This is a genomic window from Atopobiaceae bacterium (genome assembly GCA_022483015.1).
GTDB lineage: Bacteria > Actinomycetota > Coriobacteriia > Coriobacteriales > Atopobiaceae > JALCUE01.
The window spans coordinates 1,499,697-1,519,274 of sequence record JAKVOB010000001.1 but is presented as its reverse complement, the minus strand read 5'-3'; the positions used below and the strand labels follow the sequence as shown (position 1 = coordinate 1,519,274).

Here is a 19,578-nt window from a genome sequence, read left to right as displayed (position 1 = left end):
GTAGGAAGATGCGCATGGCGTCCCCATATCAAGCGGACCTCCCCGAGGGGAGGCCCGTCACGTTGCGTCTGGTGCCCTCTGTGGGGCTCGAACCCACGGCCTTTCGCTCCGGAGGCGAACGCTCTAATCCACTGAGCTAAGAGGGCGACGGCCACAGAGTATAGGGCAAAAGCCCCTCCCCCGCCATCGCATACGCCCTAGGTCGGACGTGCTTGCACGCAAGGCGACCGACCGCAGCCCATCTTGTAGTACCATCGACTGCCAAAGCCACATAGCTACCTGCGCCCTCGGGACGCAGACGGGAGACCGCATGATTGCCGTCATCAAGGAAAGCGCCACCCAAGAGCAGCTCGACCACTTCATCACCTGGGTCGAGAACAAGGGGCTCACGACCAACATCTCGAAGGGCGAGAACGAGATCATCGTGGGTCTCATCGGTGACACCTCGGTCATCGACCCCTACCTGCTCGAGAGCATGGACATCGTCGAGCGCGTCCAACGCGTCTCGGAGCCGTTCAAGAAGGCCAACCGCAAGTTCCATCCCGAGGACTCCGTCATCGACTGCGGCCATGGCATCTCCATCGGCGGCGGCAACTTCCAGGTCATCGCGGGCCCCTGCTCGGTCGAGGGCGACAACCTCATCACCATCGCCCGTGCGGTCCATGCAGCCGGGGCCACCATGCTCCGAGGCGGCGCCTTCAAGCCCAGGACCTCGCCGTACGCCTGCCAGGGCATGGGAGAGGCCGGCCTCGACCTGCTCCTCGAGGCCTCGGCGGAGCTCGACATGCCCATCGTCACCGAGGTCATGGACCCGCGTGACGTGCAGCTCTTCGTAGACAAGAAGATCGACGTCATGCAGATCGGTGCCAGGAACGCGCAGAACTTCCCGCTCCTGAAGGAGGTCGGACGCACCCAGATTCCCGTCCTGCTGAAGCGCGGCATGGCCGGCACGATAGACGAGCTGCTCATGGCCGCCGAGTACATCATGAGCGAGGGCAATGAGAACGTCATCCTCTGCGAGAGGGGTATCCGCACCTTCGAGACGCGCACTAGGAACACCTTCGACCTGAACGCGGTCCCCGTGCTGCACCACCTCACGCATCTCCCCGTGGTGGCGGACCCCAGCCATTCCACGGGCTACACCCGCTATGTCTCGCCGATGGCACTCGCGGCCACCGCGGCCGGCGCGGATGCGCTCGAGATCGAGGTCCATGACGATCCCTCGCATGCATGGTCCGATGGCGGCCAGGCACTGACTCCCGAGATGTTCGCCGCCCTCATGAGGCGCATCGCACTCGTGCGCGAGGCCGTCACGAAGGACCTTGACTAGCATGGGGAAAGGCGTCACGGACACGTACGTCCCCGGGCGCGTGGGCGTCGTCGGGCTCGGCCTCATCGGGGGATCGTTCGCCAAGGCCTTTGCCAAGGCCGGCTCGGATGTCTATGCCTGGAACCGCACGCATGAGGTCACCGAGCTGGCATGCATAGACACCATCACCGGTGAGCTCACCGACGAGGTGATTTCCACCTGCGAGCTCGTCATCGTCTCCCTGTTCCCGGAGGCCTGCGTGGACTGGCTCTCAGCGCACGTCGACGACATCGCCCCCGGCGCCATCGTCATTGATGCGGCAGGGGTGAAGCGCGTGGTCTGCGAGAGGTGCTTCGAGGTCGCCCAGGGGCACCCCTTCACCTTCTGTGGCGCACATCCCATGGCTGGCACCCAGTATGCCGGGTACGCTCACTCACGTGCGAACCTCTACCATGGGGCACCCATGGTGCTCTGCCCGCCCACGGACATGGACGACGTCGACCGCCTCGAGGTGCTCGACCGCCTCGAGCGCCTGCTGGGGCCCTGCGGGTTCGGCGAGTTCTCGATCACCACGCCGAAGCGTCATGACGAGCTCATCGCATTCACGTCGCAGCTGGCGCACGTGGTGTCGAACGCCTACGTGAAGAGCCCGACCGCCGCCCACCAGGGTGGGTTCTCGGCTGGCTCCTACAAGGACCTCACACGCGTCGCACGCTGCAACCCGACCATGTGGAGCGAGCTGTTCATCGACGATGCCGACAACCTGTCCTTCGAGGTCGGGCATCTCATCGACGAGCTCGGCCGCTTCAAGGATGCGATCGACGCCCGCGACGAGGAGGCCCTGACCGGTCTTCTCGCCGAGGGCGACCGCCTCAAGAGGGAGGCCGAACGCCGATGACAGGCATGCCGGTCCAGGAACGCATCGTCACCGTGGACACTCCCTCACGCACCTATGACGTGCACGTGGGGAGCGGGATGCTCGAGCAGGTGGGCCCCCTCGTCCGAGAGGCCTGCACCGGTGAGGTCGCCTGCGTCATCTCCGACTCCACGGTCGCTCAGCTCTACGCCGACCGCGTGCTAGCATCCCTCGCATCGGCAGGTTGGAAGACGGCATTGCTCACATTCCCGGCCGGCGAGGCCTCAAAGCGCATCTCCACCTATGGCAAGCTCCTCGAGGGCCTCGCCGCGGCAGGCCTCACCCGGGACGACTGCATCGTCGCGCTGGGAGGGGGCGTCACCGGTGACATGGCAGGCTTCGCCGCCGCAACCTATCTCAGGGGCTGCGAGGTGGCGCAGGTCCCCACCTCGCTCCTCGCCATGGTCGACTCCTCCGTCGGCGGCAAGACCGCGGTGGACCTCGAGGCTGGAAAGAACCTCGCAGGAGCGTTCTTCCAGCCTTCGATCGTGGTCGCCGACGTCGACTGCCTCGACACGATCAGCCACGACCTCATCACCGACTCCTGCGGTGAGGTCATCAAGCATGCCGTCCTGTCAGACCCCGCCCTGTTCGACGAGCTCGGACGGACGCCACTGAACGGTGGAGACCTCAGCCGCGACGCACTGGTGCGCATCGTCGCCAGGAACGTGGAGATCAAGCGAGACGTGGTCGACGCCGACGAGCGCGAACAGGGTCTCAGACAGACCCTGAACCTCGGCCACACGATCGGCCACGCCATCGAGGCGGCAAGCGACTACCACCTCGGGCATGGTTCGAGCGTGGCCGCGGGCATGTGCTGCATGGCTCGGGGACTCGCACGACTCGGGGAGACGGACGAGGACGTGGCGCGCCGCATAACGACCATCGTCGCTCGCTATGGCCTCCCCACCGACACGGACGTGGACCACTCCGTGCTGCTCCGCCTCGCCCATTCGGACAAGAAGCGCCACGGAGACTCGATCAACATCGTCGTGCCCCACGCCATCGGCTCGGTCTCGGTCGAGAAGGTCTCCTGCGAGCGGCTCGCAAGCATCATCGATGCCGGTTGCGGCACCAAGGAGCGCTGATATGGACGCCATCGTCGCCCCCGGCACGCTTGCCGGCACCATCGACGCCATCGCCTCGAAGTCGATGGCGCACCGCCTCCTGATCTGCGCCGCCCTCTCCTCAGGCCCCACGCGCATACGCTGCAGGACGACGTCGGCAGACATCGAGGCCACATCAGGTGCCCTCGAGGCACTCGGCGCAAAGGTCAGGCCCACCCCTGACGGCTTCGACGTCGTCCCCATCCCCGGCACGAGTGCCACCGACAACCTACGCTCGTCGGCCGCAGGCGCGCTCGTCGACTGCGGCGAGTCGGGATCGACCCTCCGCTTCCTGCTCCCCGTGGTGTGTGCCCTTGGACATGGGGCGACCCTCACGGGTCATGGCAGGCTCGCAGACCGTCCGCTCTCGCCCCTCTACGAGGAGCTCGTCCGCAACGGTTGTACGCTCTCCCCAGAGGGTTCCCTCCCGCTCACGGTGTCCGGACGCCTCAGGCCGGGAGCCTACGTGCTTCCCGGTGACGTCTCGTCACAGTTCGTGAGCGGCCTTCTGCTCGCCTTCCCGCTGCTGGCCTCCCCCAGTGAGCTCAGGGTCACGGGCCGACTCGAGAGCAGGCCGTACGTGAGCCTCACTCGCGCGGCGCTCGAGTCGTTCGGGGTCATCGTCGCCGAGGACAAGCAGGTCGAGGGGGAGACGAGTTTCGCCGTCTCTCCTTCGACCCCCTACACCTCACCGGGAACATGCGAGGTCGAGGGGGACTGGTCCGGGTCTGCCTTCTGGCTTGCCGCCGGTGCCATGGCCGGGCATGGGGTCGGCGTCACCGGCCTCGACCTCTCGAGTGCCCAAGGCGACCGAGCGATCCTCGGGGCGCTTGCACGGCTCGGGGCCCGCGTGAGCCGACAGCACACCACGGCGGCGGTGAGCTTCGACCACCTCGCCGGCAGTGACATCGACGCATCTGACATCCCCGACCTCGTGCCCCCCATCGCCGCCGTGGCGAGCGTGGCCGAGGGCACCACCGCGATTCACGGCGTCGGACGACTCCGTCTCAAGGAGTCCGACCGTGTGAGCACGGTCTGCGACGTCCTGTCCACGCTCGGCGCGGACATCACGGCGTCGGCTGACACCATCACCATCCACGGGGTACCCTCGCTCGCGGGTGGCACCATCGACCCGTCAAACGACCACCGCATCGCCATGATGGCCGCCATCTGCTCCGTGCGCTCATCCGCGCCGGTGACCATCCTCCATGCCGAGTGCGTGGCCAAGTCCTATCCGGGGTTCTTCCAGGACCTTGCCACCCTCGGTGGCTCGGTCACGACGTTGGGAGCGTGACCTGACATGCCTTCGATGCTCGGTACGACCGTGAGGGTCTCCGTCTTCGGACAGTCCCACTCACCTGCCATCGGATGCGTCATAGAGGGACTCCCCTCCGGGTTCCCTGTGGACCTCGACGCACTTGCCCACCTCATGGCGAGAAGGGCCCCCGGGCAGGGGCCCTGGGCGACCACGCGCCACGAGGCCGACACCCCACGCATCGTCTCAGGCCTCGACCGGGAGGGCCTCACCTGTGGTGCGCCACTCGCTGCCGTGATCGAGAACACCGACACACGCTCGCAGGACTATGCCCAGGTCGCATCCGTCCCACGTCCTGGGCATGCCGACCTCGTCGCGCAGGCCAAGTGGCACGGTGCCCAGGACGTGGCTGGCGGCGGCCACTTCTCCGGGCGGCTCACCGCTCCGCTCTGTGTGGCTGGGGGGATCTGCCTCCAGATGCTCGAGGCCCGTGGCGTGCGCGTCGCGGCCCACCTCTCGTCGGTCGCGGGGGTGGTCGACGAGCCCCTCTCATGGCGCGAGCTCACGCCCGACTCGCAGGACCGGCTCGCACGGCAGATGACCGTTCTTTCGGAGGCGGCCTTCCCCGTTCTCGACGAGTCGGCCGGTGAGCGTATGAGGGAGGCCATCGAGGCCGCCCGCAAGGATGCCGACTCGGTGGGGGGCACCATCGAGTGCGTCGCCAGCGGGATGCCCTGCGGCGTCGGCTCCCCCATGGCCGATGGCATCGAGAACCTCCTGTCCCGAGCGGCCTTCGCGATACCTGCGGTGAAGGCGATAGAGTTCGGCGCCGGCTTCGAGGCGGCCGGGATGCGTGGGAGCGCACACAACGACCCCTACGTTCCCTCGCCCTCGGGTCCCCTCCCCGCCAAGAACGACGCCGGCGGCATCCTCGGAGGCATCACCACCGGGGCACCCATCCGCTTCCGCGTGGCCGTGAAGCCGACGGCAAGCATCGGGCGCGAACAGGACTCCGTCGACCTCCGCACCGGTGAGGCATGCCGACTCGCCGTCCACGGACGCCACGACCCCTGCATCGCGCCACGCGCCGCGCCCGTGGTCGAGGCGGTCTGCGCGCTCACGCTCCTCGACGCGCTGCTCACCTGGCCTGCCGACCCAGATCGCCACACCGACGCCGAGCCAGCCTCCTGCGAGGGGTAAGCTAGGCCCAGAAGCATCTGTCCCCTCGAGAATAGGACCCCCATGGAAGACCTCACGAGCGCCCGTGCGCGCATCGACTCCATCGACGACGAGATCCGCTCCCTCTTCTGCGAGCGGATGGGCGTCACGAACGACATCGCCGACTACAAGCGGGCCCATGACCTCCCCGTGCTCGATCGCACCCGCGAGCGTCAGCACCTCTCGGACGTGTGCGACAAGGTCCCCGAGGACCTCCAGACCTATGCCGGTCTCGTCTTCGGGCTACTCACCGAGGTCTCCAAGGCCAACCAGAGCGCACGCCTCGGGGCCACGAGCGAGCTTGCCAGCCAGATAGAATCGGCTGTCAGGACGACACCGGAGCTCTTCCCCCAGCGGGCATACGTGGCATGCCAGGGCGTCGAGGGCGCCTACTCGCAGATCGCGGCCGATCGTCTCTTCAAGCACCCCACCATCACCTACCTCAACACCTTCGAGGGTGTCTTCCGAGCGGTCGACGAGGGACTTGCCTCCTACGGGGTGCTCCCCGTCGAGAACTCGACTGCCGGCACGGTCAACCAGGTCTATGACCTCATGATGGAGCACGACTTCCACATCGCGAGGACCGTGCGCCTGAAGGTCGACCACAACCTGCTCGCCAAGCACGGGACGACGCTCGAGGACGTCCATGACATCTACAGCCACCAACAGGCCATCGAGCAGTGCAGCGGTTTCCTCGACACCCTCGAGGGCGTGCGGGTCCACGTCTGCGAGAACACCGCCGAGGCCGCCAAGATGGTGGCCGCCTCCGAGCGCACCGACGTCGCAGCCCTTGCCAGCCGCAGCTGCGCCGACCTCTATGACCTCGACACGCTTGCCCGCTCCGTGCAGGACGAGGGCAACAACTTCACGCGCTTCGCCTGCATCACCAAGGACCTCCAGATCTTCCCTGGGGCTGACCGCACGAGCCTCATGATGGTCACCGCGAACGAGCCCGGCAGCCTGTACAAGGTGCTCGCACGCTTCTACTCGCTCGACATCAACCTCGTCAAGCTCGAGAGCCGGCCCATCCCCGAACGCGACTTCGAGTTCATGTTCTACTTCGACCTCGCCTGCTCCGTGGCCGCTCCCGAGTTCGCCACGCTGATGGCCTCGCTCGACGACGTCTGCGAGGAGTTCAGGTACCTCGGCAGCTATACCGAGCAGGTCTAGGGATGCAGAGCAACCCCTCGTCGCAGGTCGCATCTGCACCCTATGGGCTCCTCGGTCGCACGCTCGGGCACTCCTGGTCGCCCCAGATCCATGCCGCCCTCGGGAGCGCACCCTATGACCTCCGCGAGGTGGAGCCAGCGGGACTTCGGGCGGCCGTCCGCGAGGACGCCACCTGGCGCGGCCTCAACGTGACCATCCCCTACAAGCGCGACGTCATCGCCCTCGCTGACGAGGTCACGCCTTTGGTCGGACGGGTGGGAGCCGCCAACACGCTCGTAAGACGCCCGGACGGCACCATCCTTGCGGACAACACCGACGTGACGGGGTTCTCATGGATGTTGCAACGATTCTGCACCCGCGAGCTCGAAGGTGACGCAAGCCAGGTGCTGACGGGCAGGCAGGTGCTCGTCCTCGGTTCAGGCGGGGCCTCACGAGCCGTGACGTGCGCGCTCGAGGGCGTCGGGGCCTGCGTGAGCGTGATCTCCCGGAAGGGCCCCGACACGTATGCCGACCTCGCCCAGAGGCATCGAGATGCCTTGCTCGTCGTGAACGCCACACCGGTAGGCATGTATCCCGCCTGTCCGGCAAGCGCCCTCCCCGAGGCCACGCTTGCCGCCCTCCCCCAGCTCGAAGGCGTGCTCGATGTGGTCTACAACCCACACCGCACGGGTATCTGCCTCGCTGCCGGACACCTCGGAATCCCGTATGAGAGCGGCCTCGCGATGCTCGTGGCGCAGGCGCGCTTCTCGAGCGAGCTCTTCCAGGGGACCGCGCTGCCCGACGACGCCGTCACGTCCATCGAGCGTGACATCATGAGGCAGACCACGAGCGTCTTCCTGATAGGCATGCCCGGGTCCGGCAAGACCGGTGCCGGCAGGAGGCTCGCGCGCCTCCTGAGCCGTCCTTTCGTGGACCTCGACGACGCGGCCGTGCTCGAGGCGGGCTGTGACATACCGTCGTACTTCGAGCGCCATGGCGAGGCCGCCTTCCGTGACCTCGAGACCAAGGTCCTTGCCACCTACGCCGGGCAGTCAGGTCTCGTCATCGCCTGCGGGGGTGGCGTGGTCGAACGTCCGGAGAACCTCGACCTCCTCAGGCAGAATGGGCTCGTCGTCATGCTCGACCGCGCGCTCGACGAGCTCGCCTGCGACGGCAGGCCCGTCACGGCCGCACGCGGGGTCGACTCGATCGCGGCATCTCGCATGCCACTCTATCGTTCCTGGTCAGACCTGGTCATCCGCTGCACGGGATCCGCCGAGGGGGATGCCGAGAAGATCGTGCGGCTCCTGGGAGCTTGGCCCGACGATGGGCCGGCACACAGCATCTGCACATAATCCCATCGTCAGGCTGCGGTTCTGACCGTTAACGGGTCCATACGGAGCCGCCCACGCTTTGGTCGGAGGCGCTGGCCGTGGTTGCGCGACACTGAAAGAAGCTGTATGCACGTGGTAACCGTTAGCTCGCATCATCTCGAAAGGTATCTCTCACATGAACAACGCCCTCATCGCACGCGATGTGCTCGAGGCGGTTGGTGGATCTGACAACATCATCTCCAACTCCGTCTGCATGACCCGGCTCAGGCTCACCCTCCTGGACCCTTCGAAGGTCGACGCAGATGCCATCAACGCACTTCATAGCGTCCTCGGCCTCACCAGAAGGGGCCAGTCAGGCATAGAGGTGGTCTTCGGGCCCTCTTCGGTCGATGCGGTCGCCCGCGAGTTCTCGAGGCTCTCGGGTCACGGCATGGGGATGTCCGGCCACAAGGATGCCCTCGGTGGACGCGAGTCGTCGGCAGACCCGTTGAGGGTCGAGATCAGCCCCGGTCAGCGCCGGAGCTATGAGGCCCAAGTCGCCTCGACCAGCGTCGAGGCGACACCGGACGACTCGGATGTCGACGCCTTGCGCCATCTCTTCGAGGACGACCCGGACGGCCAGGCGGACGTAGATGACCGCGAGGCCGAGGAGGAGACCATCGCGCCCTCACATGAGGTCACCGACACCACCCCTCCGGACCGTCGCATCCTCGTCATCAATGGCCCGAACATCAACATGCTCGGCATCCGCGAGCCCGCCATCTATGGCAACGCAGACTATGCGACCCTCGTGGCGCTCTGCCACACCGCAGGCCAAGCCACAGGCTTCTCGGAGGTCACGTGCTTCCAGTCGAACCACGAGGGAGACCTCATCGACGAGATCCAAGCCGCTTGGAAGGTCTATGACGGCATCGTCATCAACCCAGGCGCCCTCACGCACACCTCCATCGCGCTCCTCGACGCCCTGAAGGCAGTTGACATCCCCTGCGTCGAGGTGCATATCTCGAAGGTGGACGAACGCGAGGACTTCAGGCAGGTCTCATACGTACGCGCGGCATGCTTCGAGACCATCATGGGCCTTGGCCTCGAGGGCTACGCGAAGGCCATCGGCGACCTCGCGGCGCACCTGGCAGACGGGAGCCGGACCGAGCACTCGTCATAGCGACAGACCTGGCACGCCAGGCTCGCCCCGTCGAATCCCAGAAGGTGACCCGCTATCTTCCTCCCCTGCGAGAGGAGGTGCAGGTGCCATCCCACGTTTGACACCGAACCCAAGGACACCGGCATCCTGACCCCGACGAGGGTCCCCTCCAGCCCGATGAAGTCGAGCACACGACCATCGTCACACTTGACGTCCACCTCACCGAACGAACCGGTGGCCATGAGGACGAAGATCGCCTCAGGCGACCGCGAGACCACCCTCCTGGCATCAAGCGAACGGAACAGGTCCGAGAGGCTCGCGAGGTCGTTGGCGAGGAAGACCGGTGCGTAATGGTCGAAGAAGGCGACCTGGCACGATTCGAGGGAGGCGTCCCTGGGAAGCGGGGACGCGGGACCATCGTCGCCGGAGGCATATGCGACCCCGTCAGAGACGACGACCTCGCGGCCGTCAGCACCATGGGCGATGCCGACGTCGCCGTGGGAGCTCACCTCCGAGGCCTGCGCGACCCCGGCATGATCGACCCCTGCGACCGCACTCCAGAACCCATCGGACATAGACGCTCTCCCTCGCCTCGTGTGCTCGACTTCAAACATACCCAGGGACGGGACCACGAACGCGAGCGATCGGACCATGCGGACGCTTCCTCAGGAGTCGCACAAGTCTGAGGGCCTGCCAAGCGAAGGGCACATCCAAGGTCTGCGCGACACCATGCCTCGTGCCCATTTTCAGTTTGGGACGCTATAATTACAATATTAATGGCGTAGCGGGCGTTGGAGACGCGATGCGAGTGCATGACAAGACATGCCCCTCGGCCACCAACGGCGCCGCCAGACATATGGCACCCGCCCGTGGCTCGGTGCTCTATGTCGTGCTCTTCCTGGGCCTCCTCGCCCTGACCGCCTTCTTCTGCTTCTATGACCTCGGAGCAGGCGTGGTATGGGACTCGGACGAGTCGCGCCATGCCGTCAACGCCTACGAGATGCTCCGGAGCGGCAACCTCATCGCGAACAGCTACGGCGGCGACCTCGACTACTGGAACCTCAAGCCCCCCTTGAGCTTCTGGCTCATCATGGGCTTCTATAGGCTCCTCGGCTTCACCACCTTCGCCTTCCGTTGCTACTCGGCCCTCGCCTACGTGCTCACGATGCTCGTCCTCGGCCTGTTCGTACGGCATCGCTTCGGGAGGACCGCGGCGTTGTGCTCCATGGCGCTCGGCCTGACCTGCTCACATCTCTTCGGCTTCCATATGGTCCGCTCGGGGGACGCGGACTCGGTCTTCGTGCTCCTCACCACCTGCTCCCTTGTCTGCATGCTCCTCTCTGACGAAGGTACGCGTTGGACATGCCTTTCGGGCCTCTCCTTCTCGTTGGCCTTCCTGGAGAAGAGCTGGCATGCCGGCATCATCCCCGCAGTGGTCCTCGTCTGGCTCCTGACGACGCGCCGCTGGCGCGCCCTCAGGCCGCGGGATGTGCTGGGCTACCTCGGCTGCTGCCTGGCACCGATAGCCATATGGGCCATCGCACGGTACTCGTTCGATGGGACGACGTTCTTCGAGAGCATGGTCTCCTACGACCTGCTCTCGCGCTCGACCACGGCACTCGAGGGCAATTCCGGGAACTTCCTCACCTACGCAGCCATCATGCTTCGTGACCCGGGGTTCCTCGCCTCCGCGGCGCTGGCGTCGCTGCTCCTGGTGGGGACCCTCATACGGCGCATCAGAGCGCACGTCCGCCATGCGGCGCCGACGAGCACGGGAGGGGAGCCGGACGCCTTGACCGTCTGGGGGCTCTTCCTCTGGTTCGCGGTGCCCTTCCTGCTGTTCTCCATCGCTTCCACGAAGCTCGTCTGGTACGTCTACCCCACCGTGATCGCGCTCTTCGCGCTCGGCGGCATCGAGGCTGCCCGGATCATGCATGCCATCAGGGAGCGTATGGGCGCGAGACGGATCATCCCAGCCCTCATGCTCACCGCGGTCTGCGCGGTGGCCGGGCTCGGGCTCTACCAGACCTATCGAATCGTCGTCTACGACGAGCTCCCGGCGAGCTGGGGCTACTCGTTAGAGGACAGGAGCTATCAGGAGGCCCTCCAGGGAGTCCTCGAGGACTCCTTCGAGTCAGGGAGCCTCGCGCAGGGGATGGACCTCTATTACGAGGATGCCAGCAGCTCGTCGCTGGAGCGCGGCCAGACCACCAAGGGGCTGGCCCAGGGGACCCTCGCCATCGCCGAGCTCTATGGTGACGTCACGGCAGAGCAGTCTGGGATATCCGGGTTCCTCGGGGACGACGAGGCCATGATCATCCTGCCGACCGACTATTACGACGAGGTCAGCGACAGGCTGACGGACGCCACGGAAGTGGTCGAAGGCGCAGGGTACGTGATACTCACCCATTAGCGTCCAGGCGTGGTGGGGGGCGGCCCTCGCCCCTGCCTAGACGGTGTGCGTCGAGAAGACCGGGTCGTCGGCCCAGACCACGACGTGGCCTGCCGCAAGCGTCTTTGGCAGGTCGATGATGCGCTGGTTGGCGGAGCCCCTGAACCTCAGCGAGATGTCATGGCGCTCGGTGTCGAAGGCCCCATCCACGAGGACGTCGATGCACGAGAGGAACCGGTCGGTCACGTCCGTGTGGTGACGCCCACCCACGAGCACGTCGTCGAGGACGTCACCCGTGTAGCACCAGATGGTCTTGTCCGGGCGCTCGCGACGGACGCGCTCGACGAGGCCCACGAGTCCGACCTGGTTCTGAGGCTCCATGGGCTCCCCGCCCAGGAGCGACAGCCCGGCGACATACGGGGCATCGAGGCTCTTGACGACCTCGTCAGCGACCTCGTCGTCGAAGGGTTCGCCGTAGTCGAAGGGCCAGGCGACCGCATTGAAGCAGTCCTTGCAGTGACGCGTGCACCCCGAGACGAACAGGCTCGTCCTGACCCCGGCGCCGTTTGCGATGTCACAGTACTTGATGGTCGCGTAGTTCACGCGTGCTCCTCACAGGTCGGGGCGACCAGCTCGGCCGCCCCGGAATCGTTCGACAGGCCTCCGGGCCGTGTCTACAGGTGCATGACGCGGTCGCGGATCTCCTCGGTGCGGCCCTGGTTCCAGAACTGAGTCCCGATGTAGCCACAGGTACGGCGCGCCACATTGAGCTTGGTCTGGTCACGGTTGCCGCACTTGGGGCACTCCCAGACGAGCTTCCCGTCGTCCTCGACGATCTTGATCTCGCCATCGTAGCCGCAGCACTGGCAGTAGTCGGACTTGGTGTTGAGCTCGGCATACATGATGTTGTCATAGATGAACGCCAGGACGCTCATCACGGCCTCGAGGTTGTCCTGCATGTTCGGGACCTCGACATAGGAGATGGCACCACCTGGGCTGAGGCGTTGGAACTCGCTCTCGAACTTGAGCTTCGTGAAGGCATCGATCTTCTCGGTGACGTGGACGTGATAGCTGTTGGTGATGTAGCCCTTGTCCGTGATGCCAGGGATGACGCCGAAGCGGCGCTGGAGGGACTTGGCAAACGTGTAGGTGGTGGACTCGAGGGGTGTGCCATAGAGGGAGAAGTCGATGTTCTCCTTGGCCTTCCACTCGGCACACTTGTCATTCATGTGCTGCATGACCTCAAGCGCGAAGGGCGTGGCCTCGGGGTCGGTGTGCGAGTGGCCCGTCATGTACTTGACGCACTCGTAGAGGCCGGCATAGCCCAAGCTGATGGTGGAGTAGCCACCGAAGAGAAGCTTGTCGATCTTCTCGCCCTTCTTGAGACGGGCGAGCGCACCGTACTGCCAGAGGATGGGTGCCGCGTCCGAGAGGGTACCCATGAGACGGTCGTGACGGCACATGAGCGCGCGGTAGCACAGCTCCAGCCGCTCGTCGAAGATCTTCCAGAAGGAGTCCATGTCGCCGCCCGAGGAGAGTGCCACATCGGGAAGGTTGATGGTGACGACGCCCTGGTTGAAGCGGCCGTAGTACTTGGGCTTTGCCGGGTCGTAGTTGAGGGCCCCCGCCACGTTGTCGAAGCCGTCCCCGCTCTTGTCAGGGGTGAGGAAGCTGCGGCAGCCCATGCAGGTGTAGCAGTCGCCCTCGCCGTTGCCGTTGATCTTGAGCTCCTTCATCTTCTTCTCGGAGATGTAGTCGGGCACCATGCGCTTGGCGGTGCACTTGGCAGCGAGCTCGGTGAGCGAGTAGTACTTGGAGCCGGGGCGGATGTTGTCCTCCTCGAGCACATAGATGAGCTTGGGGAAGGCAGGCGTGATCCAGACGCCGGCCTCGTTCTTCACGCCCTGGTAACGCTGACGGAGCATCTCCTTGATGATGAGGGCGAGGTCGTGCTTCTCCTGGGCGTCCCGGGCCTCGTTGAGGTACATGAAGACCGTCACGAACGGGGCCTGTCCGTTGGTGGTCATGAGGGTGACGACCTGGTACTGGATGGTCTGGACGCCACGACGGATCTCCTCGAGCAGCCGCTCCTCGACGACCTCGGAGACCTGCTCGGATGTGGCCTCGATGCCGACCTCCGCGAACTCCTTCACCACGTCACGGTTGATCTTCTTGCGGGAGACGTCGACGAAGGGGGCGAGGTGCGTGAGCGAGATGGACTGGCCGCCATACTGGCTGGAGGCGACCTGGGCGATTATCTGCGTGGCGATGTTGCAGGCGGTGCTGAAGCTGTGCGGCTTCTCGATGAGCGTGCCCGAGATGACCGTGCCGTTCTGCAGCATGTCCTCGAGGTTCACGAGGTCGCAGTTGTGCATGTGCTGGGCGTAGTAGTCGGCATCATGGAAGTGGATGATGCCCTCCTTGTGGGCCTCGACCACGTCGTCCGGAAGGAGCATGCGCATGGCGAGGTCCTTCGAGACCTCTCCGGCCATGTAGTCCCGCTGCACGGAGTTCACGGTGGGGTTCTTGTTGGAGTTCTCCTGCTTGACGTCCTCGTTGTTGCACTCGATGAGCGAGAGGATGCGGTCGTCGGTGGTGTTGGACGTACGCTTCAGGCTCTGCACGTAGCGGTACGTGATGTAGTTCCGCGCGACCGTGAAGGCCCCCTTGGCCATGATCTGGTCCTCGACCATGTCCTGGACCTCCTCGACCGTGGGCGTGTGCCCGCAGGCCGAGCACTCCACCTCGACGGCATCGGCGGCATCGCGGATCTGGTCATCGCTCAGGCGCTGCGCCTGGGACACCGTGATGTTGGCCTTCTTGACGGCAGCGACGATCTTGGAGGCATCGAACTCTCGCTCCGAGCCGTTGCGCTTGATGATCTTCATGGTTGCCTCTTCATATGGTCCGGCAGGCGTCATGCCCGCTTCCGATTCAACGGTCCCAATGATACGGCGAGAATTTCCAAAGGGTAGCCTTGACATCCAAGCGGATGGGTGTAATCGGTGAACGGGGCACAACATGTTGTGGTTGGCGTCATTGACATCGAATGTGCCCGTGGCCTCGGCCAAGACCTCGTGCATGCCCTGAAGCAGGGACCTCGCGCCGCCTTCGGCATACAGGATGCCGCCTTGGCGTACCATGGGAGACCGTGTGGCGGACTCATGTCCGCGACCACACGCGCGGCCTCGCCACGAGGTCGCCACAAACACGAACACGCCGGGGACCATCTCCCCTGCCAGAGGGAAGCGAGGACCTTCATGCCCAACGAGGGAAGCTACGAGGCGGCACTCGAACGCAGCGGTCGCATCCAGGAGGACCTGCCGATACACCCCGAGCGCTACTGCATGCTCACAGGAGACCGCCCCACCGGACGCCTCCACCTCGGCCACTACTTCGGAACCATCGCCGAGCGCGTGCGTCTCCAGGACCTCGGGGTCCACACGAACGTCCTCATCGCCGACTACCAGGTCATCACCGACCGCGACACCACCGAGCACATCGCCGACAACGTCTTCAACATGGTGGTCGACTACCTGGCCTGCGGCCTCGACCCCGACAAGACCATGATCTTCTGCCACTCCGCGGTTCCCGCCGCCAACCAGCTGATGCTCCCGTTCCTCTCGCTCGTGACCGAGGCCGAGCTCCAGAGGAACCCCACCGTCAAGGCCGAGATGGAGGCCTCAGGGCCATGCCCTCACAGGGCTCCTGCTCACCTATCCCGTGCACCAGGCCTGCGACATCCTGTTCTGCAAGGGCGACATCGTGCCGGTGGGCCGTGACCAGCTCCCCCACATCGAGCTGACCCGCACCATCGCACGCCGTTTCAACGAGCGCTATGGCAAGGTCTTCCCCGAGGTGTCGGGCGTCCTCTCCGACGTCCCCCTGCTGCCCGGACTCGACGGCCGCAAGATGAGCAAGAGCTACGGCAACGCCATCGACCTCTCGATGACCGCGGCCGAGACCGCCAAGCGCATCAAGAAGTCACCCACCGACTCGGAGCGCATCATCACCTATGACCCCGAGGGACGTCCTGGCGTCTCGGCCCTCCTCACGACGGCCGCCATCTGCACCGGGCGTACCCCCGAGGAGATCGCCGACGAGATCGGCGCCTCCGGTGCCGGCGCCCTCAAGTCCTACGTCACGGAGTCGGTGAACTCCTACCTTGCCCCCATCCGCGAGCGTCGCGAGGCGATCGCCGCCGACCCCGACCGTGTCCACGACATCCTCATGGCCGGCAACGCCCAGGCCAACGTCATCGCGGACAAGACCCTGGACGAGGTCCGCAACGCCATGGGCATGGTCTACTAGCAAGGGAGCGGTCGACCTGCCGGCTAGCCCAGCGCCGCCATGAGGAGAAGGGCCCAGAGGACGAGCAGCACGACGGGCAGCACGAGGTGACGCCTCATGATGGCCACGTACTCCCGTACGAACGCGCTCGGCCAGAACCACGCGGCCGTACGACAGCCGACGCCCTCGGCCTTGAGGCCGACCATGCGGGCGCAGGTCGCTGCCCTGAAGACATGGAAGTCGTTGGTCACGAAGACGCATGAGTACTCGGGGCCACGCGCGTCCATGACCTCCTTCGAGAAGCGCATGTTCTCGAGCGTGGTCGTCGACCGGTCCTCGAGGATGACCTCGTCGACGCCCACCCCCCTCTGCTCGAGCCAGACAGCCATCGAGGCCGCCTCGCTCATGGCCTCGTCGGACCCCTTGCCACCGCTCGTCACGAACGAGGGTCTGCGCCCGCAGCCCTCCCACACGTCGAGAGCACGCGCGAGGCGGTCGGCCAAGAGCGGCGTCGGCGTGCCGTCAGGCATGAGGCCTGCCCCCAGCACCACGATGTAGTCATAGTCCTTGCGGCGGGGCAGCAGCCGATAGAACCACGAATAGATGACGAGCGAGAAGAACGTGAAGAGGACGTAGGCACAGGCGCAGAGCAGGAGTGCCCCCACAGCCGCCACGAACGTGCCCAGACGTCCCGCCCCCCAGGAGCCGAAGAGGAGCCACAGCGCGACCGCGAAGGCGCCCCACATCCCCACGACGAAGAGGAAGCCGACCATGCTCGAGAGCGAGGCTCCCTCACGCCTGACCGTCGTGATGCCGTCGACCACGAAGACGACCGAGAAGACCACGAGGAACAGCGGCATCCCGAATGCCACGAGCAGTAGGACGACCGTCCTGGCAGGTGAGGAGTCGAATGTGAGGAGCAGGCACACGAGCAGCACGAGGAGCGTCCCGCCGAGCAGGATCGCATTTGCATAGAGCCTGCGCTCATGAGCGAACGAGAGCACGAACCACGTGGCAAGGATGCCGAAGACGACCCACGATGCGACCGCGATTGACGTCATCTCGCCAAAGACCCCCTAGGCCTGAGCTGCACCCACCCAGGCGTCGCCAAGATCGGACACGGGATGCCCGAGCGTCGCGTACATGACGGCCTTGATGGTGTGCATGCGGTTCTCGGCCTCGTCGAACACGAGGGAGCGTCCCGACTCGAAGACGTGGTCGGTGACCTCCATCTCCTTGATGCCATAGGCTTCGGCGATATGCTTTCCCACCTGGGTGTTCGTGTCGTGGTAGCTCGGCAGGCAGTGGAGGAAGACCGCATCGGTGGCAGCGGCATCCATCACCTCGTCGGTCACGCGATAGGGCTCGAGCAGCTTGATGCGCTCGGGCCAGACCGACTCGTCCTCGCCCATCGAGACCCAGATGTCGGTGTAGATGACGTCAGAGCCAGCGACGCCGGCGGCCACGTCGGAGGTCAGCGTGATGCTTGAACCCGACTGCGCAGCGACCTCGCGGCAGGTCGCCACGAGCGCGGGGGCAGGCATCTGCTCCTCGGGGCCACACGCGCAGAAGTCGATGCCGAGCTTCGCGCAGACCACCATGAGCGAGTTGCCCACGTTGTTGCCGGCGTCACCCATGAACGTGAGCCTGTGTCCCGCAAGGCTGCCGAAGTGCTCGCGCACCGTGAGCATGTCGGCGAGCATCTGCGTGGGGTGGAACTCGGTCGTGAGGCCGTTCCAGACCGGCACGCCGCTCATCTCGGCGAGGCATTCGACGTTCGCCTGCGCGAACCCGCGATACTCGATACCGTCGTACATGCGCCCGAGCACGCGTGCGGTGTCGGCGATGGACTCCTTCTTGCCCATCTGGGAGCACCCCGGCTCGAGATAGGTCACGCCCATCCCAAGGTCCATGGCGCCGACCTCGAAGGAGCACCTCGTGCGCGTGGACGTCTTCTCGAAGAGGAGCACGACGTTCCTTCCCTCGAGGAAGCGCGTGGCCTCGTGGGCATGCTTCTTGCGCTTGAGCTCGGCGGCAAGGTCGATCAGGTAGCGAATCTCGTCAGGGGTGTAGTCGAGGAGCTTGAGGAAGCTGCGACCGTTGAGGTCCGGGGTCATGGGGGTTCCTTTCTGGAGAGGTGCGTGCAGGGCTAGTCACGCCAGAGGGGCATGCTCATGCAGCGAGGGCCGCCTCGGCCGCGCGAGAGCTCCGAGGACGGCACCACGAGCAGGTGCATCCCCTCATGGTCGAGGATGTCGTTCGTGACGGAGTTCCTCTGATAGACGCATATGGTACCAGGTGAGACGGCCAACGTGTTGGAACCGTCGTTCCACTGCTCGCGTGCCGCGGCGATCGGGTCGCGTCCGCCGCACCGGATGAGCCTGACCGAGTCGAGGCCGAGGGCCGTCGCCAGCACGTTCTGGAGACGGTCGAACAGCTCCTCGATCTCGACCTCGCCATGGTGGGCCCCACGCCTCAGGCGGAACACCTGCAGTCCACCCATGATTCCGGGATGGATGGTGAACTTGTCGACGTCTATCTGCGTGAACACGGTGTCGAGGTGCATGAAGGCACGCGAGGACGGGATCTTGAAGGCATAGATGGTGTCTATGGGGGACGGCACCTGGCCCCAGAAGAGGTTCTGCGCGAGGATGTCGATGGCGGCAGGCTCCGTGCGCTGCGAGATGCCCACGGCAAGGGTGTGCTCGTTGAGGTTCAGGACGTCACCACCCTCGAGATGGAACGCCGACTCGCGCCTGAACCAGAGCGGCACCCCCTTGTAGTCGGGGTGATAGGTGAAGACGTACTTCCCGTAGAGCGTCTCGCGACGGCGCGTCCGCGAGTACATGTGGTTGAGCGTCACCCCGGCGCCGACGACGGCGAAGGGGTCGCGCGTGAAGTAGAGGTTGGGCATCGGGGGGACGAGGAGGTCTGACTCGCTGCCCATGTCGCCCACGAGCGCGGCGAGCGTCGAGGTCGCCGAGAGAGGAAGGTCGACCTCGCCCTTGGTGAGGCCGGCCATGGTCTTGCAGACGAAGGCACGGTTGTCTTGGATGTCCTCGAGCCGCTCACGGGCGGCCTCGAGCATCTCTGAGCCCTTGAGGCCGCACTCGTCGAGGTACTCGTCGAGGAAGCGCTCCCTCGTTCCAGGGACCGCGTCGAAGACCTGTGCCACGAGGTCCTCGAGGTAGACCACCTCGACCCCCTCGCCACGGAGGATGTCGGCAAACGCGTCGTGCTCCTGCTGGGCGACCTCGAGGAAGGGGATGTCATCGAACAGGAGGGCCGACAGGTCGTCGGGCGGCAGGTTCAGCAGCTCCTCGCCAGGCCGATGCAGGCAGACCTTGCGCAGCGGGCTTATCTCGCTCGGGACGTGCAGCCCCGTATGACGTGCCATGGCCTTCTCCTCTCAGAGGCGTACCTCAAGAACCCTAGCAGGAAGGCCCTGCCCATGCATGCGTCGCAAGG

At 65.5% G+C, this 19,578-nt stretch carries 15 protein-coding genes, 1 tRNA gene and 1 pseudogene; 10 read left to right on the top strand and 7 right to left on the bottom strand.

Features of this window, described 5'->3' with window-relative positions; all coding sequences use genetic code 11:
* Positions 1-69: 69 nt before the first annotated feature.
* Positions 70-146 (bottom strand) — tRNA-Arg (locus LKE50_06465).
* Between the two features lie 164 nt (positions 147-310).
* Here LKE50_06465 and aroF point away from each other — a divergent pair.
* The 8 genes from aroF (at position 311) to aroQ (ending at position 9,449) form a co-directional block, all read left to right on the top strand.
* The gene (aroF, locus tag LKE50_06460; GenBank protein MCH3968242.1) at positions 311-1,330 is read left to right on the top strand and encodes a 3-deoxy-7-phosphoheptulonate synthase; all 1,020 of its coding nucleotides are present in this window, start codon (positions 311-313) and stop codon (positions 1,328-1,330) included.
* Position 1,331: 1 nt separating this feature from the next.
* A complete protein-coding gene (locus tag LKE50_06455; GenBank protein MCH3968241.1) occupies positions 1,332-2,207 on the top strand; it encodes a prephenate dehydrogenase in 876 nt (291 codons plus the stop codon).
* Positions 2,204-3,313 (top strand): 3-dehydroquinate synthase, encoded by a 1,110-nt coding sequence (gene aroB, locus LKE50_06450; GenBank protein ID MCH3968240.1) that lies wholly within the window; start codon positions 2,204-2,206, stop codon positions 3,311-3,313. The genes LKE50_06455 and aroB overlap by 4 nt, the downstream gene beginning before the upstream one ends.
* A 1-nt stretch (position 3,314) precedes the next feature.
* Positions 3,315-4,625 carry a 3-phosphoshikimate 1-carboxyvinyltransferase gene (gene aroA / locus LKE50_06445; GenBank protein ID MCH3968239.1) on the top strand — a complete coding sequence of 437 codons (1,311 nt, stop codon included), beginning with the start codon at positions 3,315-3,317 and terminating at the stop codon, positions 4,623-4,625.
* A 6-nt stretch (positions 4,626-4,631) separates the two neighbouring features.
* Positions 4,632-5,786 carry a chorismate synthase gene (gene aroC / locus LKE50_06440; protein ID MCH3968238.1) on the top strand — a complete coding sequence of 385 codons (1,155 nt, stop codon included), beginning with the start codon at positions 4,632-4,634 and terminating at the stop codon, positions 5,784-5,786.
* 42 nt (positions 5,787-5,828) lie between these two features.
* Entirely contained in the window at positions 5,829-6,974 is a 1,146-nt protein-coding gene (locus LKE50_06435) for a chorismate mutase (GenBank protein MCH3968237.1), read from the top strand.
* A gap of 2 nt (positions 6,975-6,976) precedes the next feature.
* Positions 6,977-8,308 carry a shikimate kinase gene (locus tag LKE50_06430; GenBank protein MCH3968236.1) on the top strand — a complete coding sequence of 444 codons (1,332 nt, stop codon included), beginning with the start codon at positions 6,977-6,979 and terminating at the stop codon, positions 8,306-8,308.
* 154 nt (positions 8,309-8,462) lie between these two features.
* Positions 8,463-9,449: a type II 3-dehydroquinate dehydratase gene (gene aroQ, locus LKE50_06425; protein ID MCH3968235.1), complete on the top strand. Its 987-nt coding sequence runs from the start codon at positions 8,463-8,465 to the stop codon at positions 9,447-9,449.
* Here the strand turns inward: aroQ and LKE50_06420 are convergent.
* The gene (locus tag LKE50_06420) at positions 9,380-10,003 is read right to left on the bottom strand and encodes an acetolactate decarboxylase (GenBank protein ID MCH3968234.1); all 624 of its coding nucleotides are present in this window, start codon (positions 10,001-10,003) and stop codon (positions 9,380-9,382) included. The two genes, aroQ and LKE50_06420, sit on opposite strands and share 70 nt — an antisense overlap.
* 227 nt (positions 10,004-10,230) lie before the next feature.
* Here LKE50_06420 and LKE50_06415 point away from each other — a divergent pair, with 227 nt between their 5' ends.
* Positions 10,231-11,841, top strand: coding sequence for a glycosyltransferase family 39 protein (locus LKE50_06415; protein MCH3968233.1), 1,611 nt, complete (start codon positions 10,231-10,233; stop codon positions 11,839-11,841).
* A 36-nt stretch (positions 11,842-11,877) separates the two neighbouring features.
* Here LKE50_06415 and nrdG read toward each other — a convergent pair whose 3' ends face one another.
* Both nrdG and nrdD read right to left on the bottom strand, forming a co-directional pair.
* Entirely contained in the window at positions 11,878-12,423 is a 546-nt protein-coding gene (gene nrdG / locus LKE50_06410; GenBank protein MCH3968232.1) for an anaerobic ribonucleoside-triphosphate reductase activating protein, read from the bottom strand.
* 71 nt (positions 12,424-12,494) lie between these two features.
* On the bottom strand, positions 12,495-14,708 hold the full coding sequence (nrdD, locus tag LKE50_06405; GenBank protein ID MCH3968231.1) for an anaerobic ribonucleoside-triphosphate reductase: 2,214 nt from the start codon (positions 14,706-14,708) through the stop codon (positions 12,495-12,497).
* A 372-nt stretch (positions 14,709-15,080) separates the two neighbouring features.
* Here nrdD and trpS point away from each other — a divergent pair.
* Positions 15,081-16,131, top strand: a pseudogene (gene trpS, locus LKE50_06400) (tryptophan--tRNA ligase).
* A gap of 23 nt (positions 16,132-16,154) precedes the next feature.
* On the opposite strand, the gene LKE50_06395 reads toward trpS, so the two are convergent.
* From LKE50_06395 to LKE50_06385, 3 genes are read right to left on the bottom strand one after another with little or no spacing between them, the layout of a single operon-like run.
* Complete coding sequence (locus LKE50_06395; GenBank protein MCH3968230.1) at positions 16,155-17,171, bottom strand: YdcF family protein; 1,017 nt, start codon at positions 17,169-17,171, stop codon at positions 16,155-16,157.
* Between the two features lie 15 nt (positions 17,172-17,186).
* A complete protein-coding gene (gene argF / locus LKE50_06390) occupies positions 17,187-18,227 on the bottom strand; it encodes an ornithine carbamoyltransferase (GenBank protein ID MCH3968229.1) in 1,041 nt (346 codons plus the stop codon).
* A gap of 32 nt (positions 18,228-18,259) precedes the next feature.
* The gene (locus tag LKE50_06385) at positions 18,260-19,507 is read right to left on the bottom strand and encodes an arginine deiminase (GenBank protein MCH3968228.1); all 1,248 of its coding nucleotides are present in this window, start codon (positions 19,505-19,507) and stop codon (positions 18,260-18,262) included.
* Positions 19,508-19,578: the final 71 nt, after the last annotated feature.